The 20,857-nt window shown below is 73.3% G+C and carries 17 protein-coding genes; 3 read left to right on the top strand and 14 right to left on the bottom strand.

All coding sequences use genetic code 11. From position 1 onward, the window contains the following. Positions 1–3: 3 nt before the first annotated feature. From O3W51_RS08385 to O3W51_RS08330, 12 genes are all read right to left on the bottom strand, one after another. Positions 4–1,236, bottom strand: coding sequence for a type III PLP-dependent enzyme (locus O3W51_RS08385; protein WP_269284981.1), 1,233 nt, complete (start codon positions 1,234–1,236; stop codon positions 4–6). Next, complete coding sequence (locus tag O3W51_RS08380; protein ID WP_269284979.1) at positions 1,233–3,062, bottom strand: IucA/IucC family protein; 1,830 nt, start codon at positions 3,060–3,062, stop codon at positions 1,233–1,235. The genes O3W51_RS08385 and O3W51_RS08380 overlap by 4 nt, the downstream gene beginning before the upstream one ends. 11 nt (positions 3,063–3,073) lie before the next feature. Then, complete coding sequence (locus O3W51_RS08375) at positions 3,074–4,312, bottom strand: MFS transporter (protein ID WP_138353224.1); 1,239 nt, start codon at positions 4,310–4,312, stop codon at positions 3,074–3,076. Continuing rightward, on the bottom strand, positions 4,309–6,108 hold the full coding sequence (locus O3W51_RS08370; RefSeq protein ID WP_269284976.1) for an IucA/IucC family protein: 1,800 nt from the start codon (positions 6,106–6,108) through the stop codon (positions 4,309–4,311). Before O3W51_RS08370 ends, O3W51_RS08375 begins: the two co-directional genes overlap by 4 nt. Further along, complete coding sequence (locus O3W51_RS08365) at positions 6,105–7,298, bottom strand: ATP-grasp domain-containing protein (RefSeq protein ID WP_269284974.1); 1,194 nt, start codon at positions 7,296–7,298, stop codon at positions 6,105–6,107. The genes O3W51_RS08370 and O3W51_RS08365 overlap by 4 nt, the downstream gene beginning before the upstream one ends. 80 nt (positions 7,299–7,378) lie before the next feature. Beyond that, positions 7,379–8,386: an ABC transporter substrate-binding protein gene (locus O3W51_RS08360; RefSeq protein WP_138353227.1), complete on the bottom strand. Its 1,008-nt coding sequence runs from the start codon at positions 8,384–8,386 to the stop codon at positions 7,379–7,381. A 62-nt stretch (positions 8,387–8,448) separates the two neighbouring features. Continuing rightward, entirely contained in the window at positions 8,449–9,288 is an 840-nt protein-coding gene (locus O3W51_RS08355) for an ABC transporter ATP-binding protein (RefSeq protein ID WP_269284971.1), read from the bottom strand. Next, on the bottom strand, positions 9,285–10,415 hold the full coding sequence (locus O3W51_RS08350) for a FecCD family ABC transporter permease (protein WP_138353229.1): 1,131 nt from the start codon (positions 10,413–10,415) through the stop codon (positions 9,285–9,287). The genes O3W51_RS08355 and O3W51_RS08350 overlap by 4 nt, the downstream gene beginning before the upstream one ends. Continuing rightward, positions 10,412–11,380, bottom strand: a complete 969-nt coding sequence (locus tag O3W51_RS08345) for a FecCD family ABC transporter permease (protein ID WP_187145288.1) — start codon at positions 11,378–11,380, stop codon at positions 10,412–10,414. Before O3W51_RS08345 ends, O3W51_RS08350 begins: the two co-directional genes overlap by 4 nt. A 144-nt stretch (positions 11,381–11,524) precedes the next feature. Continuing rightward, complete coding sequence (nirD, locus tag O3W51_RS08340) at positions 11,525–11,848, bottom strand: nitrite reductase small subunit NirD (protein ID WP_138353231.1); 324 nt, start codon at positions 11,846–11,848, stop codon at positions 11,525–11,527. Beyond that, positions 11,845–14,466: a nitrite reductase large subunit NirB gene (gene nirB / locus O3W51_RS08335; RefSeq protein ID WP_232484975.1), complete on the bottom strand. Its 2,622-nt coding sequence runs from the start codon at positions 14,464–14,466 to the stop codon at positions 11,845–11,847. Before nirB ends, nirD begins: the two co-directional genes overlap by 4 nt. Before the next feature lie 2 nt (positions 14,467–14,468). Beyond that, positions 14,469–15,800, bottom strand: coding sequence for an NAD(P)/FAD-dependent oxidoreductase (locus tag O3W51_RS08330; RefSeq protein ID WP_187144871.1), 1,332 nt, complete (start codon positions 15,798–15,800; stop codon positions 14,469–14,471). A 240-nt stretch (positions 15,801–16,040) separates the two neighbouring features. Between O3W51_RS08330 and O3W51_RS08325 the strand changes: the two genes are divergently transcribed. The 3 genes from O3W51_RS08325 (at position 16,041) to O3W51_RS08315 (ending at position 18,050) form a co-directional block, all read left to right on the top strand. Then, the gene (locus tag O3W51_RS08325) at positions 16,041–16,487 is read left to right on the top strand and encodes a MarR family winged helix-turn-helix transcriptional regulator (RefSeq protein WP_269284967.1); all 447 of its coding nucleotides are present in this window, start codon (positions 16,041–16,043) and stop codon (positions 16,485–16,487) included. A gap of 76 nt (positions 16,488–16,563) precedes the next feature. After that, the gene (locus tag O3W51_RS08320; RefSeq protein ID WP_138353233.1) at positions 16,564–17,148 is read left to right on the top strand and encodes a cysteine hydrolase family protein; all 585 of its coding nucleotides are present in this window, start codon (positions 16,564–16,566) and stop codon (positions 17,146–17,148) included. Next, positions 17,145–18,050: a GlxA family transcriptional regulator gene (locus O3W51_RS08315; RefSeq protein WP_269284964.1), complete on the top strand. Its 906-nt coding sequence runs from the start codon at positions 17,145–17,147 to the stop codon at positions 18,048–18,050. The genes O3W51_RS08320 and O3W51_RS08315 overlap by 4 nt, the downstream gene beginning before the upstream one ends. Before the next feature lie 73 nt (positions 18,051–18,123). Here the strand turns inward: O3W51_RS08315 and O3W51_RS08310 are convergent, their stop codons facing one another. Both O3W51_RS08310 and O3W51_RS08305 read right to left on the bottom strand, forming a co-directional pair. Continuing rightward, complete coding sequence (locus O3W51_RS08310) at positions 18,124–18,621, bottom strand: OsmC family protein (RefSeq protein WP_138353235.1); 498 nt, start codon at positions 18,619–18,621, stop codon at positions 18,124–18,126. A gap of 44 nt (positions 18,622–18,665) precedes the next feature. Next, positions 18,666–20,762 (bottom strand): molybdopterin oxidoreductase family protein, encoded by a 2,097-nt coding sequence (locus tag O3W51_RS08305; RefSeq protein WP_138353236.1) that lies wholly within the window; start codon positions 20,760–20,762, stop codon positions 18,666–18,668. Positions 20,763–20,857: the final 95 nt, after the last annotated feature.

The raw sequence follows: 20,857 nt of genomic DNA, 5'->3' as shown, positions 1-20,857 counted from the left end.
GATTCAAGCACTGCCCAGGAAGTGGAAGCCCGGCCGGGGATGCATCAGGAAGTCGTGGTGGGAGATGTTCCACGCGTACGCCCCGGCCAGCGCGAACACTACGCGGTCCCCGGCCCGCAGGCCGGGCGCCGGAACCCGGCGGGCGAGGACGTCCTTCGGGGTGCAGAGCTGGCCGGTGAGGGTGACGTGGTCCTGTCCGGCGGCGGGGCGCGGCCAGGGGTGCGGCCAGTGGCCGACGGGCAGGACCTCGCAGGGCTGGTCGTGGCCCTTCGTCGCCGGGGTGCGCAGATGGTGGGTGCCGCCGCGCAGCACGGCGAACTCCTCACCGTGGCTGGGCTTCACGTCCAGCGCCTCGGTGGCGTACCAGCCGCAGTAGGCGCTGAGGGCGCGGCCCGGCTCGATACGCAGCAGCAGGCCGGGGTGGGCGGCGATGAGGCGCGCGAGGCCTTCGCCGTAGGCGGTCCAGTCGAAGCGGGCGCCGGGATCGGCGTAGTCCACGGTCATGCCACCGCCGACGTTCACCTCGGGCAGCGCGATGCCGTGCCGGGCGGCCAGGCCCACCGCGAACGCCACCACCTCGGCGGCCACGGCGAGCTGCGCCGTCGCGTCGAGGCCGCTGGCGAGGTGGGCGTGGATGCCGCGCAGCTCCAGTTGGGGGTGGCTGCCGTCGGTGAGCAGCCGGACGGCGCTGTCGGCCTGTGCGGGGTCGAGGCCGAACGGGGTCGGGCAGCCGCCCATCGCCAGTGAACTGCCTTCCAGCGCCGCGCCCGGCACCGGCAGGTTGAAGCGCAGCAGGACGGGAACGGTCCGGCCGGGGGCCGGCCGCGCGGCGAGGTGGCCGAGCATGCGCAGCTCGTACTCGCTCTCCACGTGGAAGCGTTCCACGCCCAGCTCCAGCGCCGCCGCGATCTCGGCCGGGGTCTTGCCGGGCCCGCCGAAGGCCAGCGGGCGGTCCGGGACGGCCTTGCGGACATGGGTCAGTTCGCCGCCGGAGGAGACCTCGAAACCGTCGACGTACGGGGCGAGCGCGGTCAGGATCTCCGGCTCGGGGTTGGCCTTGGCGGCGTAGTAGAGCTCGACGCGCTCGGGGAGCGCGGCCCGTACGGCGGCGGCGTGGGCGCGCAGCTCCGCCAGGTCGTCGAGGTAGGCGGGCAGGTCGTCGGCGGCGAGGTACGTGGCCCGTTCGCGGACCGCGTCGGTCAGCAGCGCCGGGCCGGCGGAAGGGTTCGGGGTCATCGGGTGCTCCAGGGCTCGGTCCGGTCGCTGTCGTCGCCGCCGGTTCCGCAGCCCGCCGCGCCCGGCGCCGACGCCCCCGACAGCACGTCCTCGGCCAGCGGAGACGGCAGCCGTACGTAGCCGGCCTCGCGGTCCGCCTTGCGCTCCCAGCGCGTCAGGAGGTTGGCCTTGGCGGGCAGCGGGACCCCGGCGAGCAGGGCGCTGAGCCGGGGCGGGCAGCCGTGCTCGTCCGCGTACTCGCGCAGCACGCCGTGCACCCGCGCCCACAGCGCCGTCTCGGACTGCGGGTGCAGATCGGCGAGGGCCGCGAGCAGTTCGGCGACGTGGTTGACGAGCAGGCAGTAGATGACGCGGTCCCAGCCGCGTTCCGCGTCGTACGTCATGGGGGCCGCGACATCGGCGGGCAGCGCGGCGAGGGTGGCGGCATGGTGCTCGGGGAGGAGCTTGGTGCCCTCCAGATCGCGGAAGAGCACCTGGACCGGGAAGCCGTCGCCGTCCACCCCGATCAGCACGTTCTGCAGATGCGGTTCCAGCACGACGCCGTGGTCGAAATAGGCGGCGAGCACCGGCGGGAGCAGCAGTCGCAGATACGCCGTCCACCAGTCGAGGGCGGCCTGTGGGCCCGCCCCGTCGAGGAGCCGCGAGATGTGCGCGGAGCCGGTGGGGTACTCGTCGGCGACGGCGGCCGCCAGCAGCGGGGTGACACCGGGGCGCAGATGCGCGGCCAGGCCGTCGCGGACGATGACGCCGAAGCCTTCCAGCAGGCCGATGTCCGGGCGCCCGTCGGCGCCGGGCAGCGCGAGGCTGCGGTACGCGGGCTCCCGCAGCATGGCGCTGTCCGGGAAGCGCCCGGCCAGGTCGGCGAGGACCGGCGCCAGCAGGCGGGTGAGCGCGACCGCGCCGGACAGTTCGTAAGCGGCGTTCTTCCGCAGGCAGTTGGTGATCCGGATGTTGAGGCTGAACTTGAGGAACGTGTCGCCGTCGTACAGCGTGCGGACCGACGCGGTCGGTGCCGCGGCCGCGTCGCCGGTGCCCAGGTCGAGGATGTCGCCGCAGGCCAGGGCGGCGCGCAGCGCCGGGTGGTCGTGCAGCAGCCCGTACTGCCACGGGTGCGCGGGCAGCAGCCGGTAGCCGGCGGGCACCGGCCGCAGCCGGTCCAGCGGGTCGGCGGCGCCGGGTTCGCTGCGCTCCTCCGCGATCAGGTGCTCGCGGACGGCGAAGTGCCGCAGCGGGAACGTCGCGCCCGCCTCCGGGGCGTACGCGGCCCACGACGCCGGGTCGCCGGTGCGCGCCTTGGGGGTGGGGTGGAAGCGGTGACCGAACAGCAGGGACCGCTCGGACTCCAGGTAGTCGGGGGCGCCGGGACCGTCGTCGCTGCCGGGCACCGGACGGGGGAGCGACAGCGCGGCGGCGACGCCCCGGTGGCTGGAGACGATCTGGTCGAGGAACTCGTCGTTGCGCACCCCGGTGCGCAGTGACAGCTCGTCGTGCACGTACTCGGCGAGTCGGTACCAGTCCAACTCCTTCCACCCGTCCGCGTGTTGCTCCGCGACGGGGCCGGTGAACCGGTGGGCGCCGATGAGCGAGGTGCGGCGCAGCGCGACACGCAGCAGCGCGTCCGCGCGGGGCAGCCGCAGCAGGAGGTGGCCGTCCGCGACCGCGGTCTGGTGCTCGGGTCCCGATACCTCGCGGAGCAGGCAGTTGAGGAGGGTGTGGGCCACGACGTCATCGGCGTCGGGAAGACCGCTGGCGTGAAGACCGCTGGCGGAAAGGGCGCTGGCGGAAAGGCCGGCGGAAGGCTGCGCGAGGTGCAGGGGAAGCGTCATCAACGGCTCCATCAAGGGTGCGAGAAGAGAGCGTGTACGGCGGCTGCGACGGTGATCAGAGCGACGGCGGTGCCCGCGAGCACGGGCGCGGTCGGTCCGAAGGCGCTGTTGCCGAGTGCGGCGACCACTCCGGCGGCGACGGCCCCGCCCTTGGAGACGAACTCCAGGGAGCCGAACATCCTTCCCGGCGAGCGGCCTTGCACCGCGTCGGCGGCGAGCAGGGACAGACCGACCAGGCCGAGCGTGAGCCCGGCGCCGAGCAGCAGCCGGACGGCCGTGAACGTGATCAGCGAACCGGCCACGGCATGCCCCGCGAGACCCGCGGTCACCGCCGTGAAACCGAGGGCGATACCGAGCCGGGGGCGGTTGCGGAAGGCGGAGTGCACGGGCGCCGCGAAGAGCAGGTAACACAGGTGCGGCAGGGCGAAGAGCGACCCGGAGACGACCGGGGAGATCCCCGATATTCGGTCCCCGAGCAGGGCGATGAGGTAGGGGAACGAGATCACGGTCGAGAAGACGAACGCGAACTCGAAGAGGTACAGCTCCCGCAGGAGCCCGCGCTGCGCGGTGACCGGCGGCGCTACCACCGCGATCTCGACCGGCTCAGCTCCGAGCATCTGCTGCTCCGCCCGCGGCTTCTCCATGACCACGACGGTCTCGCGCGGTTCCGGCAGTGCCAGCAGCATCGCCGCGGCGCCCAGCGGGAGCAGGGCGAGCAGCGCGTACTGGCGGTGCGGGGAGAGCCAGGGGGACAGCGTGCCGACCACGATGGGCGCGGCGACGAGGGCGGCGCGGGCGCTGCCCTGCATCAGGGTCAGGGCCCAGGACAGCCGGGTGCCGTCCAGCCCCGCCGCGAGATAGCCGTTGGTGGCGGCGAAGGTGCCGCCGAGGATGCCCTGCAGCACGAGGGCGGCGGTGAAGGTGGGCAGCGAGTCGGCGGCCCCGGCCAGCAGGAACGACAGCGCCAGCCCGAACTGGGCCCGCAGCAGCAGCCGTTTGCGGCCGTAGCGGTCAGCCAGCCGCCCCCACAGCGGGGCGGCGAGGCCGCCGAAGACCGTCGGGACGATGTAGAGCAGCCCGGCCCAGTGTGCGGTCGGGTCACCCAGCTCCGGCAGGATCGACGTCAGGTACGGGGGCAGGCCGAGCGCGGCGAACGAGGCGACGAAGTAGCAGGCCGCGACGGCGTGCACCTGGCGGCGCCCCAGGGCGGGAGCCGGAGCGGCGGAAATCGTCGCCGCCTCGGCGCTCACCGCGAACCAGTCCCGACCAGCAGGTAGTTGGGGCCGGTCGTGTAGTGCTTGTTGATGTCGGCCGCGCCGGAGCGCTCCTTGCTGAGCAGGGTCCCGGCGCTGACCATCGCCTTGACCGGGAGCCGCTCGGCGTTCAGCACGCGTTCGCGCAGCAGCTCGGCCGGCTCGCCGCCCAGACGGTCGAACGCCTCGGAGAGCCGGTCGCGGACCAGCCGCAGCAGGTCGTCCAGCGGCGCCCGGCCGTGGTCGGCCAGCCCGAAGGCGTACGAGCCCGCGCACAGGTGGACGGTGATGGTGGTGAACAGGTCGATGAGCGGTTCGTCGGAGACGCAGAAGATCCGTTCGTCGTCGAACTCGTCGATCCTGGCCGGAAGTTCGCCCAGTGCCCGGCTCAGTCGCGCGGTGTTGATGCGTGGCCCGTCGTTGTCCTTGAGGACCAGCCGCAGCCGGGTGGTGCCCGTCGTGCGGTCCTGGTCCAGGGCGAGGGAGATGTTCTGCTGGTGCGACTCCAGGGCGATCCCGTAGCCGAAGAGCGTGGTCTGCCAGTCGAACAGCAGTGTCAGGCAGGCGTCCAGGAGAGCGATGGGGTCGCCGTCGTAGAAGCGGTCGGCGAGCTGGTCGATCACCAGCCGGCCGTCCGGGGCGCCGGCGAGCAGCGCGGCTATCGGGACCAGGACGGAGTTCTGCAGGTGCTCCGGATAGCGGCGCAGCAGGACGGCGAGGAGCTCGTGCCCGGCGTGCGCGTAGCGGCGCTCGTCGGCGAGCAGCACGGTGTCCTGGAACCGGGGTTCGCGGGCGATCACCTCGCTCAGCAGCAGCTGGCAGGCGGCCCCGTCGGCGAGCGTGCCCGGCTTGATGGTCCGCCGGTTGCGCAGCCCCAGGGTCGCGGTGGCCAGCGGCAGCTTCAGATGCAGCAGCGGATACGTACGGTCCGCGAGCGTGCGCATGGACAGGGTGGGGACGAGGGACAGCGGCGCCTGTTCGGCGAGGAACGCGCGCCCTTCCAGACCGGTGGCGCGCAGCGCCTCGTCCAGCGGCGTCCCGACGGTCAGCGGGTGCACCGGGAGCACGGTGTGGGTGTCGCGCAGCTCCGGCATGCCGAGGGAGGCGGGTGTCGGCCACAGATAGGCGTACGTCTCGGCGGGGCCGCCGCCGGACTCCGTCACGGCATCACGGGGCAGGACGAGCCAGCGCGGTGCGACGTCCTCGTGGAACTCCGGCGCATAGGCGCGCAGGTCGGACTCGCCGAGGCCGCTGCGGCCGCGCGATGTCGGATACACCGGGTGGTCGTGGAAGGCGGCCAGCGCGTCGAAGCCCAGGCTGCGGGCGTACGTCCAGTACGCGGTGTCGGAGCCGTAGCGCTCGGCGAGCCGGCCGGTCACCTCCGCGCGCACCCGGTCGTGCAGCCGCAGGGTCGCCGCGGTCTGCCGGCACTCCTCGGCGAACGCGTCGAAGCCGGCCTGGTCGACGGGGTCCGCCAGGGCGCGCAGTGCCCGCAGCACGGCGTCGGCGCCGGTGAGTTCGCGGCCGTCCGAGGCGCGCCGCAGCAGCGGCAGCCGGGCGGCGTACTCGCTCTGGAAGCCGTCGTCGGTCACCGGGAGCAGCAGCGCTTTCCCGAACCCGCCGGCCCCGTCACCGCCGTAGGTGTACGGCAGCCGCAGCCAGCGGCCGTCGGACTCCTCGACGAGGGTGGAGCGGGTGCGCAGCCCGACGACGTCCTCGCGCAGCAGCGCGCTGAGCACGCGCAGCATCAGTTCCGCTTCCACACCGGCATCGGTCGTACGGGTGCCCGTCATGGGGTGATCTCCCAGCGCTGCGCCCGGAGGAAGTCCGTCACGACGCGGTCCACCGCCTCCTGGTCGGTTCCGGTGGCGCGCACGATGCCGAGGAGGTCCCGGTTGGTGTGGTGCAGTTCGTGCCGTTCACCGGTCGCGCGCAGCGGGCGGTAGACCAGCCGGACACCGTCCACCGTGTGCTCGGTGGCCTCGGGCGCGGCGGTCAGGGTGCCCGCCCGGTCCGCGCACGGGTACTCCAGCCGGGCGCGGCCGCCGCCGCGGGCGCCGAGGTCGGCGGGGAGCGGTTCGCCCAGGTGGACGCGGAGGATGTGCTCGAAGAGGGGGATGTCGAGCAGCCCGGCGAGCAGCAGATCGCACTGGTCGCCGATGGCCCGGTAGTTCACCTCGATGATGCGCGCCCGGCCGTCCTGGACCACGAACTCGGTGTGACAGGCGCCGAACCCGACGCCGAGGGCGTCCAGTTGCGCGAGGATCTGCTCGACGACCGCGGCGGGGTGCTCGGGAACGAAGGTGAGCCGTTCCTCGATGAAGTAGGGGAGCGGCGAGAGCCCGGTGTGGAATCCGCCCAGCACGTGCCGGGTCCGGCCGTCACCGAGTGTCTCCAGCGTGTACAGCTCGCCGGTGAGGTACTCCTCGGCCACGAGCGCCGCCTGCGGGCGGCGGGCCTGGATCTCCTTGCAGCGCAGCACCAGTTCCTCGGGGCCGCCGACGAGGACCACGTCCTCGCTGGCCACGCCCTCGCGCGGTTTCACCACGCACGGGTAGGGGACCGGCAGGCCGAGCAGCGAGGCGGGGTCCGCGCCGGCCGCGAGTTCGGCGGACCACACGGTGTCGGCGCCGGTGGCGGCCAGGTGGCGGCGCATCTGCGCCTTGTCCTTGGTGCGCAGGGCGGCCTGCCAGGGCTTGGCGGGCAGACCGAAGTACTCGGCGGCGAGCGCGGTCTGGGTCTGCAGGTGGTCGCTGTTGGTGAAGACGGCGTGGGGGGTGCGGCCGGTGGCGATCCGGGTGATGACGGCACGGAAGTCGCGTACGTCGCACTCCTCGACGTCCACCTGGGTGCCGTACAGCTCCTGGTGGGCGGCGGGGGAGTCGGTGAGGACGGTGACGTCCAGGCCGAGCCGGGAGGCGGCCGGCAGGAAACCCTCGGTGACGGAGTCCGTGGGGTTGAGCGCGAGCAGATACAGCCGCATGGCTGAGAGTCCTGTTCTGGGAACGTGTGGTGGGGAGGGGGCGGGCCGGGGGGAGGCCCGCCCCTCTCACACGGGAAGCGTTACTCCGGCAGGTCGACGCCCGCGGCCTTGGCCACGTCGCCGAGCATGCTGAGCGCGGCCTGGACGCCGATGCCGGACATCCACGTCTCGTCGGTCACGTTGACGACCTTGTGGTTCCTGACCGCGCCCAGGTCCTTCCAGACCGGGTTGGACTCGACGACGCTCTGCCGCGTCTTGGCCGGGTCGTCGGAGACGGTGACGAAGACCAGGTCCGCGTCGGCCTTGTCGATCTGCTCGGGGCCGACCTCCAGCATCGCGCTGTGGACGTTCTGCGAGGCCGGGCGGCCCAGGCCGATGTCGCTCAGCACGACGCCGCTGAACGAGTCCAGCTGGTAGAGCCGGGTCGGGCCGGCGACGAAGCGGACGACCGAGGCGGTCGGCTCCTTGCCGCCGTTCCTGGACTTGATGGCCGCACCGAGCTTCTTGGCGCGGTCCTCGTAGGACTTCAGCGCGGTAGCGGCTTCCTTCTCCAGGCCGAGAGCCTTGGCGTGGACGGCCAGGTTCTCCTTCCAGGGGAAGCCGGTGGTCGCGGTGAAGACGGTCGGCGCGATGGCCTTGAGCTTGTCGTAGACCTTCTCGTGGCGGACCTTCGAGGACAGGATCAGGTCCGGCTTGAGGGACGCGATCAGCTCGAGGTCGGGCTCCGCGGACGGGCCGACATCCTTGGTGCCCTCGGTCCTGCCCTGCAGGTACGCCGGGAAGCCGCCCTCGGACTTGAGGTGCGGTGCGACCGCGCCGACCGGGGTGATGCCGAGCATCGTCACGTCGTCCAGCTCGCCGGTGTCGAGCACGACCACGCGCTGCGGCTTCGCGGGAATCGTGGTGCTGCCCATGGCGTGCGTGATGGTGCGCGGGAAACCGTCGGCGGTGGCCGCGGCGTTCGCCTTGTCGTCCTTGGCCGCGGTCCCGCTGCCGCAGGCGGCGAGCGCTCCCACGCCGATGACGAGGGCGACGGGCGCGGCGATCAGCCGGACGAGACGGCGGTGGAGCGGGGCTCTGGTGTTCATGAGGGTGGGGGTTCCTTGCGACTGGACAGGAGAGGGGGACGGGGGAAGGGAAAGGTCGGGGCTCAGCCGGCGACGGCGGTGGCGTGCCGTCTGGCGCGGCCGCGGGGCACGACGAGCGGGGTGCCGGTCTCGGGGTCGGGGATGACCTGGCAGTCCACGTCGAACACGGCCTTCACCAGCGCCGCGTCGAGCACCTCGGAGGGCGGCCCGGCCGCGGCCGGCCGGCCCTCCTGGAGGACGACGAGATGGTCGGCGTACCGGGCGGCCTGGCCGAGGTCGTGCAGCGCCATGACGACGGTGCGCCCGGACTCGGTGTGCAGGTCCGACACCAGGTCGAGGACGTCGAGTTGGTGCCGCAGGTCGAGGAAGGTGGTGGGCTCGTCGAGGAGCAGCAGCTCGGTGTCCTGGGCGAGGGCCAGCGCGATCCAGGCGCGCTGCCGCTGACCGCCGGAGAGCTGGTCCACGTGCTGGTCGCGCAGTTCCGTGGTGCCGGTGCGCTCCAGTGCCTCGTCGACGGCGGCCTGGTCGGTGGCCGACCAGGGGCTGAGCAGCCGCTGGTGCGGGTAGCGGCCGAGCCGGACCAGCGCCTCGACGGTGATCGCCTCGGGGGTGACCGGCTGCTGCGGCAGCAGCCCCATCCGGCGGGCCAGCGAACGGGCGGGCATCCGGTGGATGTCCGCGCCGTCCAGGGCCACAGTGCCGGCGGCGGGGGAGAGCAGCCGGGACAGCCCGCGCAGCAGCGTCGACTTCCCGCAGGCGTTGGGGCCGACGATGGCGGTGACGGCGCCGCCGGGCAGGACGAGGTCCAGGCCGCCGATCACCAGACGGTCGCCGTAGCGCAGGTCCAGGCCGTGGGTGGAGAGCTGGTTGGTGCGGTTCGGCCGGTCGGCGCGGGCGGTCATCCGAAACTCCGGTGTGTGGGCCTGCTCTGACGAATCATCAGGACGAGTAGCCAGGGGGCGCCGAGGGTCGCGGTGACCACGCCGACGGGCAGTCCGTGCACCGGCAGCAGATGCTGGACGACCAGGTCGGAGCCGAGCAGCAGGACGGCGCCGGTGAGGGCCGACAGCGCGAGCGTTCCGGCGGTCGGCGGCCCGGCGAGGAAACGGACCACGTGCGGTACGGCGAGTGCGACGAACGCGACCGGGCCGGTGAGCGCCGCGGCCAGCGAGGCCAGCACGATGGCGGTGAGCAGCAGTTGGAGGCGTGCGGCGGACGGCGCCAGGCCGAGCCCGCCCGCGGAGTCGTCGCCCAGGTCGAGGACGGCGAGGCGCCGGTGGAGGACGAACGCGGCGGCCATCGCGGCGGCCACGGCGCCGCCGGCGGCGGACACCTCGGTCCAGGTCCGCCCGTAGAGCGACCCCGTCGTCCACTGCAGCGCGGAGTTGGCGAGTTCGGCGGGGAAGCGCACCACCATCAGGTTGACGGCGGCGGCCAGGCCCGCCTGAACGGCCAGCCCCACCAGGACGAGACGGGTGACGCCGAGCCCCGAGCGCCAGGCGAACGCGCCGAGCAGGACGGCGGCGAGCAGCCCGCCGCCGAGGGCGGCCAGCGGGATGAGGGTCTGCGAGGCGCCGGTGGCGAGCAGCGAGACGGCGCCGAGGGAGGCGCCGCCGGTCACGCCCATGACGTCGGGGGAGGCGAGCGGGTTGCGGAACAGCCGCTGCAGCAGCCCGCCGGCGACGGCGAGGCCCGCGCCGGCGACGATCGCCGCCGCCATCCGGGGCGCCCGGAACTCCTGGACCACCAGCACGTCGCCGGAGTCGCCGAGGCCGATCAGGGCGCGCAGCGCGGTGAGCGGGGGCATCAGGATCTGCCCGGTGGTGAGCGCGGTGGTGGCCAGTACGAGGATCGCCGCCACGGCGCAGACGCTCAACAGCGCGGTCCGGCGCCCGCGGGAGGGCCGCCGCTTCGGGGCGGCGGAGGCATCCTTGGCATCCTTCCGGGGTGCGGGGACGAGGGACTGCGTCGTCGTGGGGGCGGGCGGGGTCACGGGCGTGGGCGGGGTCGTGGGGGCGGGCGGCGTCATCGGGCCACCTTCCGGGCCAGCACCGCGAGCAGCGGCGCGCCGAGGAAGGCGGTGACGATGCCGACCTCCAGTTCGGAGGGCGCGATCATGACGCGGCCCAGGACGTCGGCGCCGAGCAGCAGCAGCGGGCCGGCGATCAGACAGCCGGGGACCAGCAGCCGGTGGTCGTTGCCGAACACCAGCCGCACCAGGTGCGGGGCGGCCAGCCCGATGAAGGCGACCGGTCCCGCCACCGCGACGGCGGAGCCCGCGAGCAGCACCACGGAGAGGCCGCCGGCGACCCGGATCCTGGCCACCGGCACGCCCAGGGCCTGCGCGGTCTCGTCACCGAGGGCCAGGGCGTTGAGCGCCGGGGTGATGGCCAGCGCGATGACCAACCCGACGGCGATCAGCGGGAGTACGGGGTAGAGGACGTCGAGTGTCCGCCCGGAGAGCGAGCCGGCGAGCCAGAACCGGGCTTCGTCCAGGGTGCGGTTGCTCGCCAGCATCACGGCGGACGTCCAGGACACCAGGACGGCCGTCAGCACCGTGCCGCCCAGCGCGAGGCGTACCGGGTCCAGGTCGCCCGCCCGCCGGGCGAGCGTCTGGGCGAAGAGCGCGGCGGCCGCGGCTCCGGCGAACGCGAACCACAAGTACTGGGAAGGGTGCGTCAGATGCAGTGCGTAGATCGCGGTGACGACGGCGAAGCCGGCGCCCGCGTTGATCCCCAGAGTGGTCGGCGAGGCCAGCGGGTTGCGGGTGACGCCCTGGGCGACGGCGCCCGCCACCCCGAGCGCCGCGCCGACCGCGAGCCCGATCAGGGTGCGCGGTACGCGCAGCCCGGTGACCACCACGGCGTCACGGCTGTGGGCGTGGTGGAACAGGGCGTCGAGCACGGTGCCGAGGGGGACCGGCCGCGAGCCGAGTGCGAGGCTCGCGGCGGCGCACGCCGTCAACGCGACGGCGCCGAGCAGGAACAGCGGTATCCGCCGGACCGGGGAGGGGAGCTGGCCGGCGACGGCCGTCCGCTGGGTCTTGAGCACCGGTCGATCTTAGGTTAGGTAAACCTAACCTTGTCAATTCGCTGTACATTCGCCACATTACGTGACGCGGTCGCGCTGTATGGGGGATTACTGGGACCTGACGGCATACGAGGCGGTACTGACCGATTCGTCGTCCAGGCAGGTGCCGGTCGCCAGGTCGAAGCGCTGCTTGAGCAGCGGTGAGGCGACGTACGCCCGGCCCGCCGCCGAGCCGAGCAGGCCGCGGGACAGCACGTAGGCGCCGGTGAACGGGTCCCGGTTGCCGATCGCGTAGAGGGCGCCGTGGCGGTCCTGGAAGAGGGCGGCCTGCGAGCCGTCGGGCAGCAGGGCGGCGACGCCCCGGCCCGGGGTCAGCAGGGCGTCGTCGCAGACCGGGAACCAGGCGTCGTCGAGGAGGAGTTCGATGGTCATGCGGTGACCGTCCCTTCGAGGGTGCGGATGGCGAGGGTGGGGCCGGCCAGCAGCACCGGGCCGGCCAGCAGATCCAGATCGGGCTTGACCTGGTCGCGCTCCTCGACGAACCGGACGCTGGGGTCGGGCACGTCCGGCGCGTTGACGAAGGAGACGAAGCGGCTCAGCCGCTCGGGGTCGTTGATGGTGTCGGCCCACTCGTCGCGGTACCCCGCGACATGCGCGGACATCAGTGACTCCAGCTCGTCGCAGATGCCCAGCGAGTCGTGCACGACGACGTCGCGGACGTGCTCCAGGCCGCCCTCGATCCGCTCCAGCCAGGCGGAGGTACGCTCCAGCCGGTCGGCGGTGCGGATGTAGAACATCAGGAAGCGGTCGATGAGCCGGACCAGTTCCGCGTCGCTGAGGTCCTGTGCCAGCAGGTCCGCGTGGCGCGGGTCGGCGCCGCCGTTGCCGCCGACGTACAGGTTCCAGCCCGACGCGGTGGCGATGATCCCGAAGTCCTTGCCACGGGCCTCCGCGCACTCGCGGGCGCACCCCGAGACGGCGGACTTGAGCTTGTGCGGCGAGCGCAGCCCCCGGTAGCGCAACTCCAGGCCGATGGCCATCTTCACGCTGTCCTGGACGCCGTACCGGCACCAGGTGCTGCCCACGCACGACTTCACGGTGCGCAGCGCCTTGCCGTACGCGTGCCCCGACTCGAACCCGGCGTCCACCAGCCGTGTCCAGATCAGCGGCAGCTGGTCGACACGGGCGCCGAAGAGGTCGATCCGCTGCCCGCCGGTGATCTTCGTGTAGAGGCCGAAGTCCCGGGCCACCTCGCCGATCACGATGAGCTTCTCCGGGGTGATCTCACCGCCGGGGATACGCGGCACGATCGAGTACGAGCCGTTGCGCTGCAGGTTCGCCAGGAAGTGGTCGTTGGTGTCCTGGAGCGCGGCCTGTCCGCCGTCCAGCACATGCACCGGAGCGCCGATCGACGGCGCCAGCGAGGCGATGACCGAGGCCACCGCCGGCTTGCAGACCTCGCAGCCCTCGCCGCCCCTGGCCGCCTCGCGCCCGTGGCTGTCGAGCAGTGCCGCGAACGAGGTGACCCGCAGCGCGCGCACGATCTCGTACAGCTCCTGGCGGGTGTGCGCGAAGCAGCCGCACAGCCCCTTGTCCTCGGCGGGCGGCAGCAGCTGCCCCAGCACCTTCAGGCAACTGCCGCAGCCCGTGCCGGCCTTGGTGCACTTCTTGAGCTGCGGCACGGTGGTGCAGGAGTGCTCGGTGACGGCGCCGAGGATCGCGCCCTTGGTGACGTTGTGGCAGCTGCAGATCACCGCCGTGTCGGGCAGCGACGACGGCCCGAGTTCGACCGGCCCTCCGGCGCCCGCAGGCAGCACCAGCCGCTCGGGCGGCACCGGCGGCACCGAGCCGGTCATCGGGCGCAGCATGCCGTACGAGTCGGCGTCGCCGACCAGGATGCCGCCCAGCAGCACACCCTCGCGCGAGACCACCAGCTTCTTGTACACGCCGGAACGGGAGTCGGAGTACAGCACGTCCAGGCAGCCGGGGGTGGCGCCGTGGGCGTCGCCGAAGCTCGCCACGTCCACGCCGAGCAGCTTGAGCTTCGTCGACAGATCCGCGCCCTTGAAGGAACCCGCGTCGCCCGCGATCGCCTTCGCCGCCGTCTCCGCCATCTCGTAGCCGGGCGCGACCAGCCCGTACACCCGGCCGTCGGAGGCCAGCGCGCACTCGCCGATCGCGTACACCGCCTCGTCCTCGGTCCTGCACTGCTCGTCCACGACGATCCCGCCGCGCTCGCCGACCGGCAGCCCGCACTCCCGGGCCAGCTGGTCGCGGGGGCGGACGCCGGCCGAGAAGACCACCAGGCCGGTCGTGAGCGTCGAGCCGTCCGACAGCGACATCGCGGCGACCCTGCCGTCCTCGCCCGCCACGATCGCCTGGGTGCCGACACCCGTGTGGACGGTGACGCCCATCTCCTCGATGGTGCGCCGCAGCGCCTCGCCGCCGCCCTCGTCGATCTGCACCGGCATCAGGCGCGGCGCGAACTCCACTACGTGCGTGTCCAGTCCGAGCCCCTTCAGGGCGCCCGCCGCCTCCAGGCCCAGCAGTCCGCCGCCGACGACCGTGCCGGTGCCGCCGGTCGCGGCGTACTCCTCGATCGCCAGCAGGTCCTCGATGGTGCGGTACACGAAGCAGCCCTCGGTGTCCTTGCCCGGGACCGGCGGCACGAACGGGAAGGAGCCGGTGGCCAGCACCAGCGTGTCGTACCCGAAGGTCAGCCCGGAGCGGGCGGTCACGGTGCGGGCCGCGCGGTCGACGGTGAGCGCGGGATCCCCCAGCCGCAGCTCGATGCCGTGCTTCTCCATGAAGCCGTCCTCGGCGAGGGCGAGTCCGTCCGGCGTCGTCCCGGAGAAGTACGAGGTCAGATGGACCCGGTCGTACGCCGCGCGGGGCTCCTCGCACAGCACGACCACCCGCGCCCGCTCGGTGACGCCCCGGTCGGCGAGCGCCTCCAGGAACCGCTGACCGACCATGCCGTGTCCGACCAGCACGATCGTCGGAACCGTGGGAACGTCCGTCGTGCCGCCAGCCATCGTGTCAACAGCCATGGTCAGGAACCTCCGTCGTTGGTGAGCAGGTGGAGCAGCGGAGCGGATGAGGCCGGGAGCGGCTCGTCGGCCTCCCAGGTGCGGGCGAGCGTGCCCACCGCGGCGAGATCGCCGAGCAGGATCCCGCCGACCAGCCGGTCGTCACGGATGACGACCTTCCGGTAGGCGCCGCGGGTCGCGTCCGTGAGGCGCAGTACGTCGTCGCCGGGGACCGGCAGCGGGTCGCCGAACGCGGCGAGGTCGAAGGGGGCGATCCCGGTGGCACCGGTACGGGCGGGCTCTGAGGCGTTGGCTGCGGGCGCGGGGGAGCCGCCGAGGGTCAGCCGGGTCAGGGCGCGGGTGCCGGTGTAGCGCGGTGGGTCCGCGGGGCGGCCGGGGGCGGGCCCCCGCGCCGCCTCGGTGAGCAGCAGCGCCAGCGCGTCCGCCTGTTCACGGGCCGCGTTCGCCAGGCCGTACACGACACCGCCGTGCTGCGAGCAGTCGCCGATCGCGTGGATGAACGGGTCGGACGTCCGCAGCTCGTCGTCCACGACGATGCCCCGGTCGACCTCGAGCCCCGCCGCCTGCGCCAGCCCGGTGCGGGGCCGCACACCGCAGGCGAGAACGACCAGGTCGGTGCCGAGGCAGTAGCCGTCGGCGAGTTCGACGGACCGGACGGCGCGGACGGCCTGCGGCGTACCGTCCGGGGCGGTCCGCAGTCCCCGCACCCGGCACTCCGTGTGGACCTCGATGCCCATCGACTCCAGATGCGTGCGCAGCAGCCTGCCGGACTGCTCGTCCAGCTGCCGCTCCATCAGGTACTCGCCCTGCTGGAGCAGGACGACATGGGCGCCGCGCGCCGCCAGCGCCCGCGCCGCGGACACCCCGAGCAGCCCGCCCCCGACGACGACCGCCCGCACGCCGGGGTGCAGCGCCCCGGACAGCGCCAGGCAGTCGTCCATGGTGCGGAAGGCGTGCACGCCCAGCGGCAGTTCACCGCGCCCGGCCTCGAACAGGCCGCGCAGCGGCGGGAGCACCGGGTTGGAGCCGGTGGCCAGCACCAGCCGGTCGTAGCGAGTGGCGGAGCCGTCGTCGCAGATCACGAGGCGCTCGGCGCGGTCCACCCGCACCACGCGCCGTACGGTGCAGGCGGCGTCCGGCAGCGTGATGACGTCCGGCTCGTACCGTCCGGCGAGTACCTCGGCGAGCAGCACCCGGTTGTACGGGGCGTGCGCCTCCTCCCCGAACAGCGTCACGCGGACGCCGGGGGCGGCGGGCGCGAGCTGCTGCGCCAGGCGCGCACCCGCCATCCCGCCGCCCACCACCACGATCTCCGTGCCCGCTTCGATGTCCATGCCGGTCAGCCTGCGGCGCGGCTGTTACCCGGCCGCATCGCGTCCGTTTCCCTGAGGGAACGATGCCCTCAGCGCGGGACGGCGGCGGGTGTGAGACGGATGGCGGCGCGGCTCTGAGCCGCACGAGAGCCGAACCCGGGCCGCACCCGAACCGGAATAAAGACTGCGCGTAGATGATCTCTGCGAAGATTGATGCCCCCGAATCCGCTGACGGCCGGTGGGGACGGGTACGGTCGGATGATGGCCGCACCCGACGACAGCCCCGGTTTCCTGTTCTGGCGCACCTCCCTCCACTGGCAGCGCGCCATCGCGGCGGCCCTGGCGCCGCTCGATCTCACCCACGCCCAGTTCGTCCTGCTGGCCGGGCTGTGGTGGCTCGACAGCCAGGGCGAGCAGCCCAACCAGCTCCAACTGGCCCGGCACAGCGGCACGGACGTGAAGATGACGTCCCAGGTGCTGCGCCGGCTGGAGGACAAGGGCCTGCTCACCCGCGTGACCGATCCGAGCGACACCCGGGCCAAGCGGCTCGGCATCACGCCCGCGGGCGCCGAGCTGGCCACCGAGGCGGTCGCCACGGTCGAGGCGACCGACGCGGCGTTCTTCGGCGCGGCGCCCGACCAGGAAGCGCTGCTCGCCGCGCTGCGCACCCTCGCCCTGCCGCCCGCCGGACCGCCCGCCGAGGCGTGATCGGTGACCGGATCGTTCCGCATCCAGGCACAATGGTGTCTGTACCGCGGACTCCGCCGAGGGCCAGGATCGAGGCATGAACCGAGCACTGATCGTCATCGACGTCCAGCAGTCCTTCCTCCAGCGCCCGCTGTGGCAGGCCTCGTCCAACCCCGGCATCGTCGGCCAGGTGAACCGCCTCGTGGCGCACGCCCGCGACGAGGGCGACCTCGTCGTCTGGGTGCTGCACAGCGAGCCCGGCACCGGCGGGGTCTTCGACCCGGCCAGCGGTCACGTGCGCCTGATGGAGGGACTGGAGCCGCTCGACGGCGAGCCAGTGCTCACCAAGACCGCGCACAACGCCTTCACCACCACCAACCTCCAGCAGCTCCTCACCTCGCGCGGCGTCACCGAGGTCATCACCAGCGGCATCCGCACCGAGCAGTGCGTCGAGACGACGACCCGGCTCGCCTCCGACCTCGGCTACGAGGTCACCTTCGTCACCGACGCGACCGCCACCACCCCGTGCGAGCACTGGGACGCGCCGGCCGGCCGCTCGGTCGAGGAGATCCTCGCCGACCCCCGCACCCTGCAGACCGACGACATCATCGCGCGCACCGAGTACGCGCTCGCCGGCCGGTTCGCCCGGGTGACCACCGTCAAGGAGCTGACCGGATCGTGACCCGGGTCGTCTTCCTGCTCGTCCCGCACCTGCACCTGCTGGATCTCGCGGGCCCGGCGCAGGTGTTCTCGACCGCGGCCGACTTCGGCTACGACTACGAGACCGCCTACGTCGGCGAGCAGGAAGACATCCCGACCGCCCAGGGCGTACCGCTCAGGGCGGCCACCCGCTGGCCCGACCTCACCCCCGACGACCTGGTGATCGTCCCGGGCTGGCGGTCCCGCACGCTGAGGCAGAACGGGCACGTGGCGGAGTCCACGCTCCAGCGGCTGCGCGACCACCACGCCGCGGGCGGCGTCGTCGCCAGCATCTGCGCGGGCGCCGACGCCCTCGGCCGGGCCGGCCTCCTCGACGGCCGCCGCTGCACCACCCACCACGACGTGCAGGACGAACTCGCCGTCCGCCACCCGCGGGCCACCGTCGTGCGCGATGTGCTCTACGTGGTCGACGACCGGATCGTCACGTCCGCCGGGATCGCCAGCGGCATCGACCTCGCGCTGCACCTCGTCGCCGGCCGGCACGGGCCGGGCGCCGCCGCCCGCATCGCCCGCAACATGGTCGTCTACGCCCGCCGCAACGGCGACGAACAGCAGACCAGCGCGATGCTCCGGCACCGCGCCCACCTCAGCGACGCCGTCCACCGCGTCCAGGACCTCATCGACGCCCGTTTCACCGAACACCTCGGCCTCGCCGACCTCGCCGCCACCTCCGGCGTCAGCGAACGCACCCTCACCCGCCGCTTCGGCGAAGCCACCGGCCTCACCCCGCTCCGCTACCAGCAGGTCCTCCGCGTCGAGCGCGCCGTACACCTCATCTCCCACGGCTCCACCATCGAATCCGCCGCCCGAGCCGTCGGCTTCGAGGACGCCCGCATGCTCCGCCGCCTGCGCGCCCGGGCCTGACGGCGCCGGGTCCCGGTTGAGTGAGGTGGTCCGACGTGGTTCGTGCGGCGCATCGGCCGCTATCGAGGATCGATCATGCGGACCGGTTGCCCCGTGGTGCGAGCGATGAGACGGTGATCACCGGCTCGTGGCGGACCGGGAAGTTGACCGAGGCGGCGATGAAGCAGGTGCGGTGGGCGTCGGCGTGGAGGGTGGCGGCCTTGTCGGCCATCTCCTGGGAGGCGACCTCGACCTGTGGGCGCAGGACCGCTTCCGTGAAGTGGCCGCCCTCGGGGGTGGTTTCCATCGTGCCGTGCGCGTTGTCCGTGTAGGCGGTGACGGTGACGCCGCCGACGGCGCAGACGTGCAGGTAGGCGAGCATGTGGCACTGCGACAGCGCGGCGAGGAGCAGCTGCTCGGGGTTCCAGCGGGAGGCGTCGCCGCGGAAGGTCGGGTCGGAGCTGCCGAGGATGGTGGGTACGCCGGCGGCCGAGACCTCGTGGGAACGGTCGTAGGCGCGGTAAGTGCTCGTCCCGGTACCGAGGTTGCCGGTCCAGGTGACCTGCGTGTCATAGGTGTGGGGCGTGGGCACGGCGGCTCCTTCTGTTGATCTGCCGGACAGGGCCCAGAGTACGTTCAGCCGGTCGCGGGACCCACCGCCTCCACCCGCACCGCGCACACCTTGAACTCCGGCATGCGGGACGTCGGGTCGAGAGCCGGGTTGGTCAGGGTGTTGGCGCGGCCCTCGCCCGGCCAGTGGAACGGCATGAAGACGGTGTCGGGGCGGATGGCGGAGCTGATGAGCGCGGGGGCGACGGCGCGGCCCCGGCGGCTGGTGACCGCGAGGACGTCGCCCTCGGCGACCCCCAGGCGCGCGGCGAGCTGTGGATGGAGCTGCACGAAGGGGCCGGGGGAGGCGGCGTTGAGTTCGGGGACACGGCGGGTCTGGGCACCGGACTGGTACTGCGCCAGGACGCGGCCGGTCGTCAGATGGAGCGGGTAGTCGGCCGACGGCTCCTCCGCGGAGGGCCGGTGCAGGACCGGGACGAAGCGGGCCCTGCCGTCCGGCGTCGCGAAACGGTCCAGGAAGAGGCGGGGCGTTCCGGGGTGCGCGGCGTCCGAAGACGTTTGCGGGCACGGCCAGAAGACGCCGTCCTCCTCCGCGATCCGCCGGTAGGTGATGCCCGAGTAGTCCGCCGGACCGCCCGCCGACGCGCGGCGCAGCTCGTCGAAGACCTCCTCGGGGTCGGTGGGGAAGCCCTTCTCCCACCCGAGCCGGGCGGCGAGCCCGTTCAGCACCTCCAGGTCGGTACGGACCTCCGGCGGCGGGTCGATCGCCTTGCGGCGCAGGATGACCCTGCCTTCCAGGTTGGTGGTCGTGCCGGTCTCCTCCGCCCACTGGGTGACCGGCAGCACGACGTCCGCCAGCTCGGCCGTCTCCGACAGGACGACGTCGCAGACCGCGAGGAAGCCGAGCGAGGCGATCCGTTCGGTGATGTGCGCGGCGTTCGGCGCGGAGACGACCGGGTTGGAGCCCATCAGCAGCAGCGCGTGCACCTCCACGCCGAGCGTGTCCAGCAGTTCGTACGCGCTGCGCCCCGGCGCCGGCAGGTCGTCCGGGTCGACACCCCACACCGCCGCCACGTGCGCCCGTGCGCCCGGGTCGTCCAGCTTGCGGTAGCCGGGGAGCTGGTCGGCCTTCTGGCCGTGCTCGCGCCCGCCCTGCCCGTTGCCCTGCCCGGTGAGGCAGCCGTAGCCGGAGAGCGGCCGGCCCGCGCGGCCGGTCGCGAGGCACAGGTTGATCCAGGCGCTGACGGTGTCGGTGCCCTTGGACTGCTGCTCGGGGCCGCGCGCGGTGAGCACCATGCTCTCCGGTGTCGCGCAGAACATCCGCACGGCCTCCCGGAGTTGCGGCACCGGCACCCCGGTGATGCGTTCCACCAGTTCCGGCCAGTGCGCCATGACGCCCGGCCGCGCCTCGGCCCAGCCGGTCGTGCGCTCCGCGATGAACCGCTCGTCCAGATGTCCCTCGGCGACGGCGAGGTGCAGCAGCCCGAGCGCGAGCGCCAGATCGGTGCCGGGCCGCGGCTGCAGATGCAGATCCGCGTGCTCGGCGGTACGGGTGCGGCGCGGATCGACGACGATCAGCTTGCCACCCCGCTCGCGCAGCTCCGTGAGGTACCGCAGCGCGGGTGGCATCGTCTCGGCGAGGTTGGAGCCGACGAGGATCACGCAGCCGGTGCGGGCGATGTCCTCCAGCGGGAACGGCAGCCCCCGGTCCAGGCCGAAGGCCCGCTGGTGGGCGGCGGCCGCCGAGGACATGCAGAACCGGCCGTTGTAGTCGATCTGCGAGGTGCGCAGCACCACCCGCGCGAACTTGCCGAGCGCGTACGCCTTCTCGTTGGTCAGCCCGCCGCCGCCGAAGACCCCGACGGCGTCGCGGCCGTGCTCGGCCCGCGTCCGCAGCAGTCCCTCGGCGACCCGGTCGAGCGCCTCGTCCCAGCCGGCCGGCTCCAGCGCGCCGCCGGCACCGCGCACCAGCGGCCCGGTCAGCCGCGCGCCGCGCGCCAGCACCTGGGGCGCGGTGCGCCCCTTGCCGCACAGCGCGCCCCGGTTCACCGGGAACGCGGGCCGTTCCACGACCTCGACGCCGCCCGCCGGCAGCGCCGCGAGCCCCATGCCGCATTGCAGGGCGCAGTAGGGACAGTGCGTGTCAATGGTGCTCGGGCTCATCCGCCCAGCCTGCGCCGTACGTGTTTCGCCCCCGTACGCGACGCGGTTACGCGGCCGGTACGCGCACCTCAGCGCGCCGCCGGGCGCCCTGTGAG

Source organism: Streptomyces sp. H39-C1 (assembly GCF_027158125.1).
GTDB classification, from domain to species: domain Bacteria; phylum Actinomycetota; class Actinomycetes; order Streptomycetales; family Streptomycetaceae; genus Actinacidiphila; species Actinacidiphila fildesensis.
This window is presented reverse-complemented; position numbering and strand designations above follow the sequence as displayed.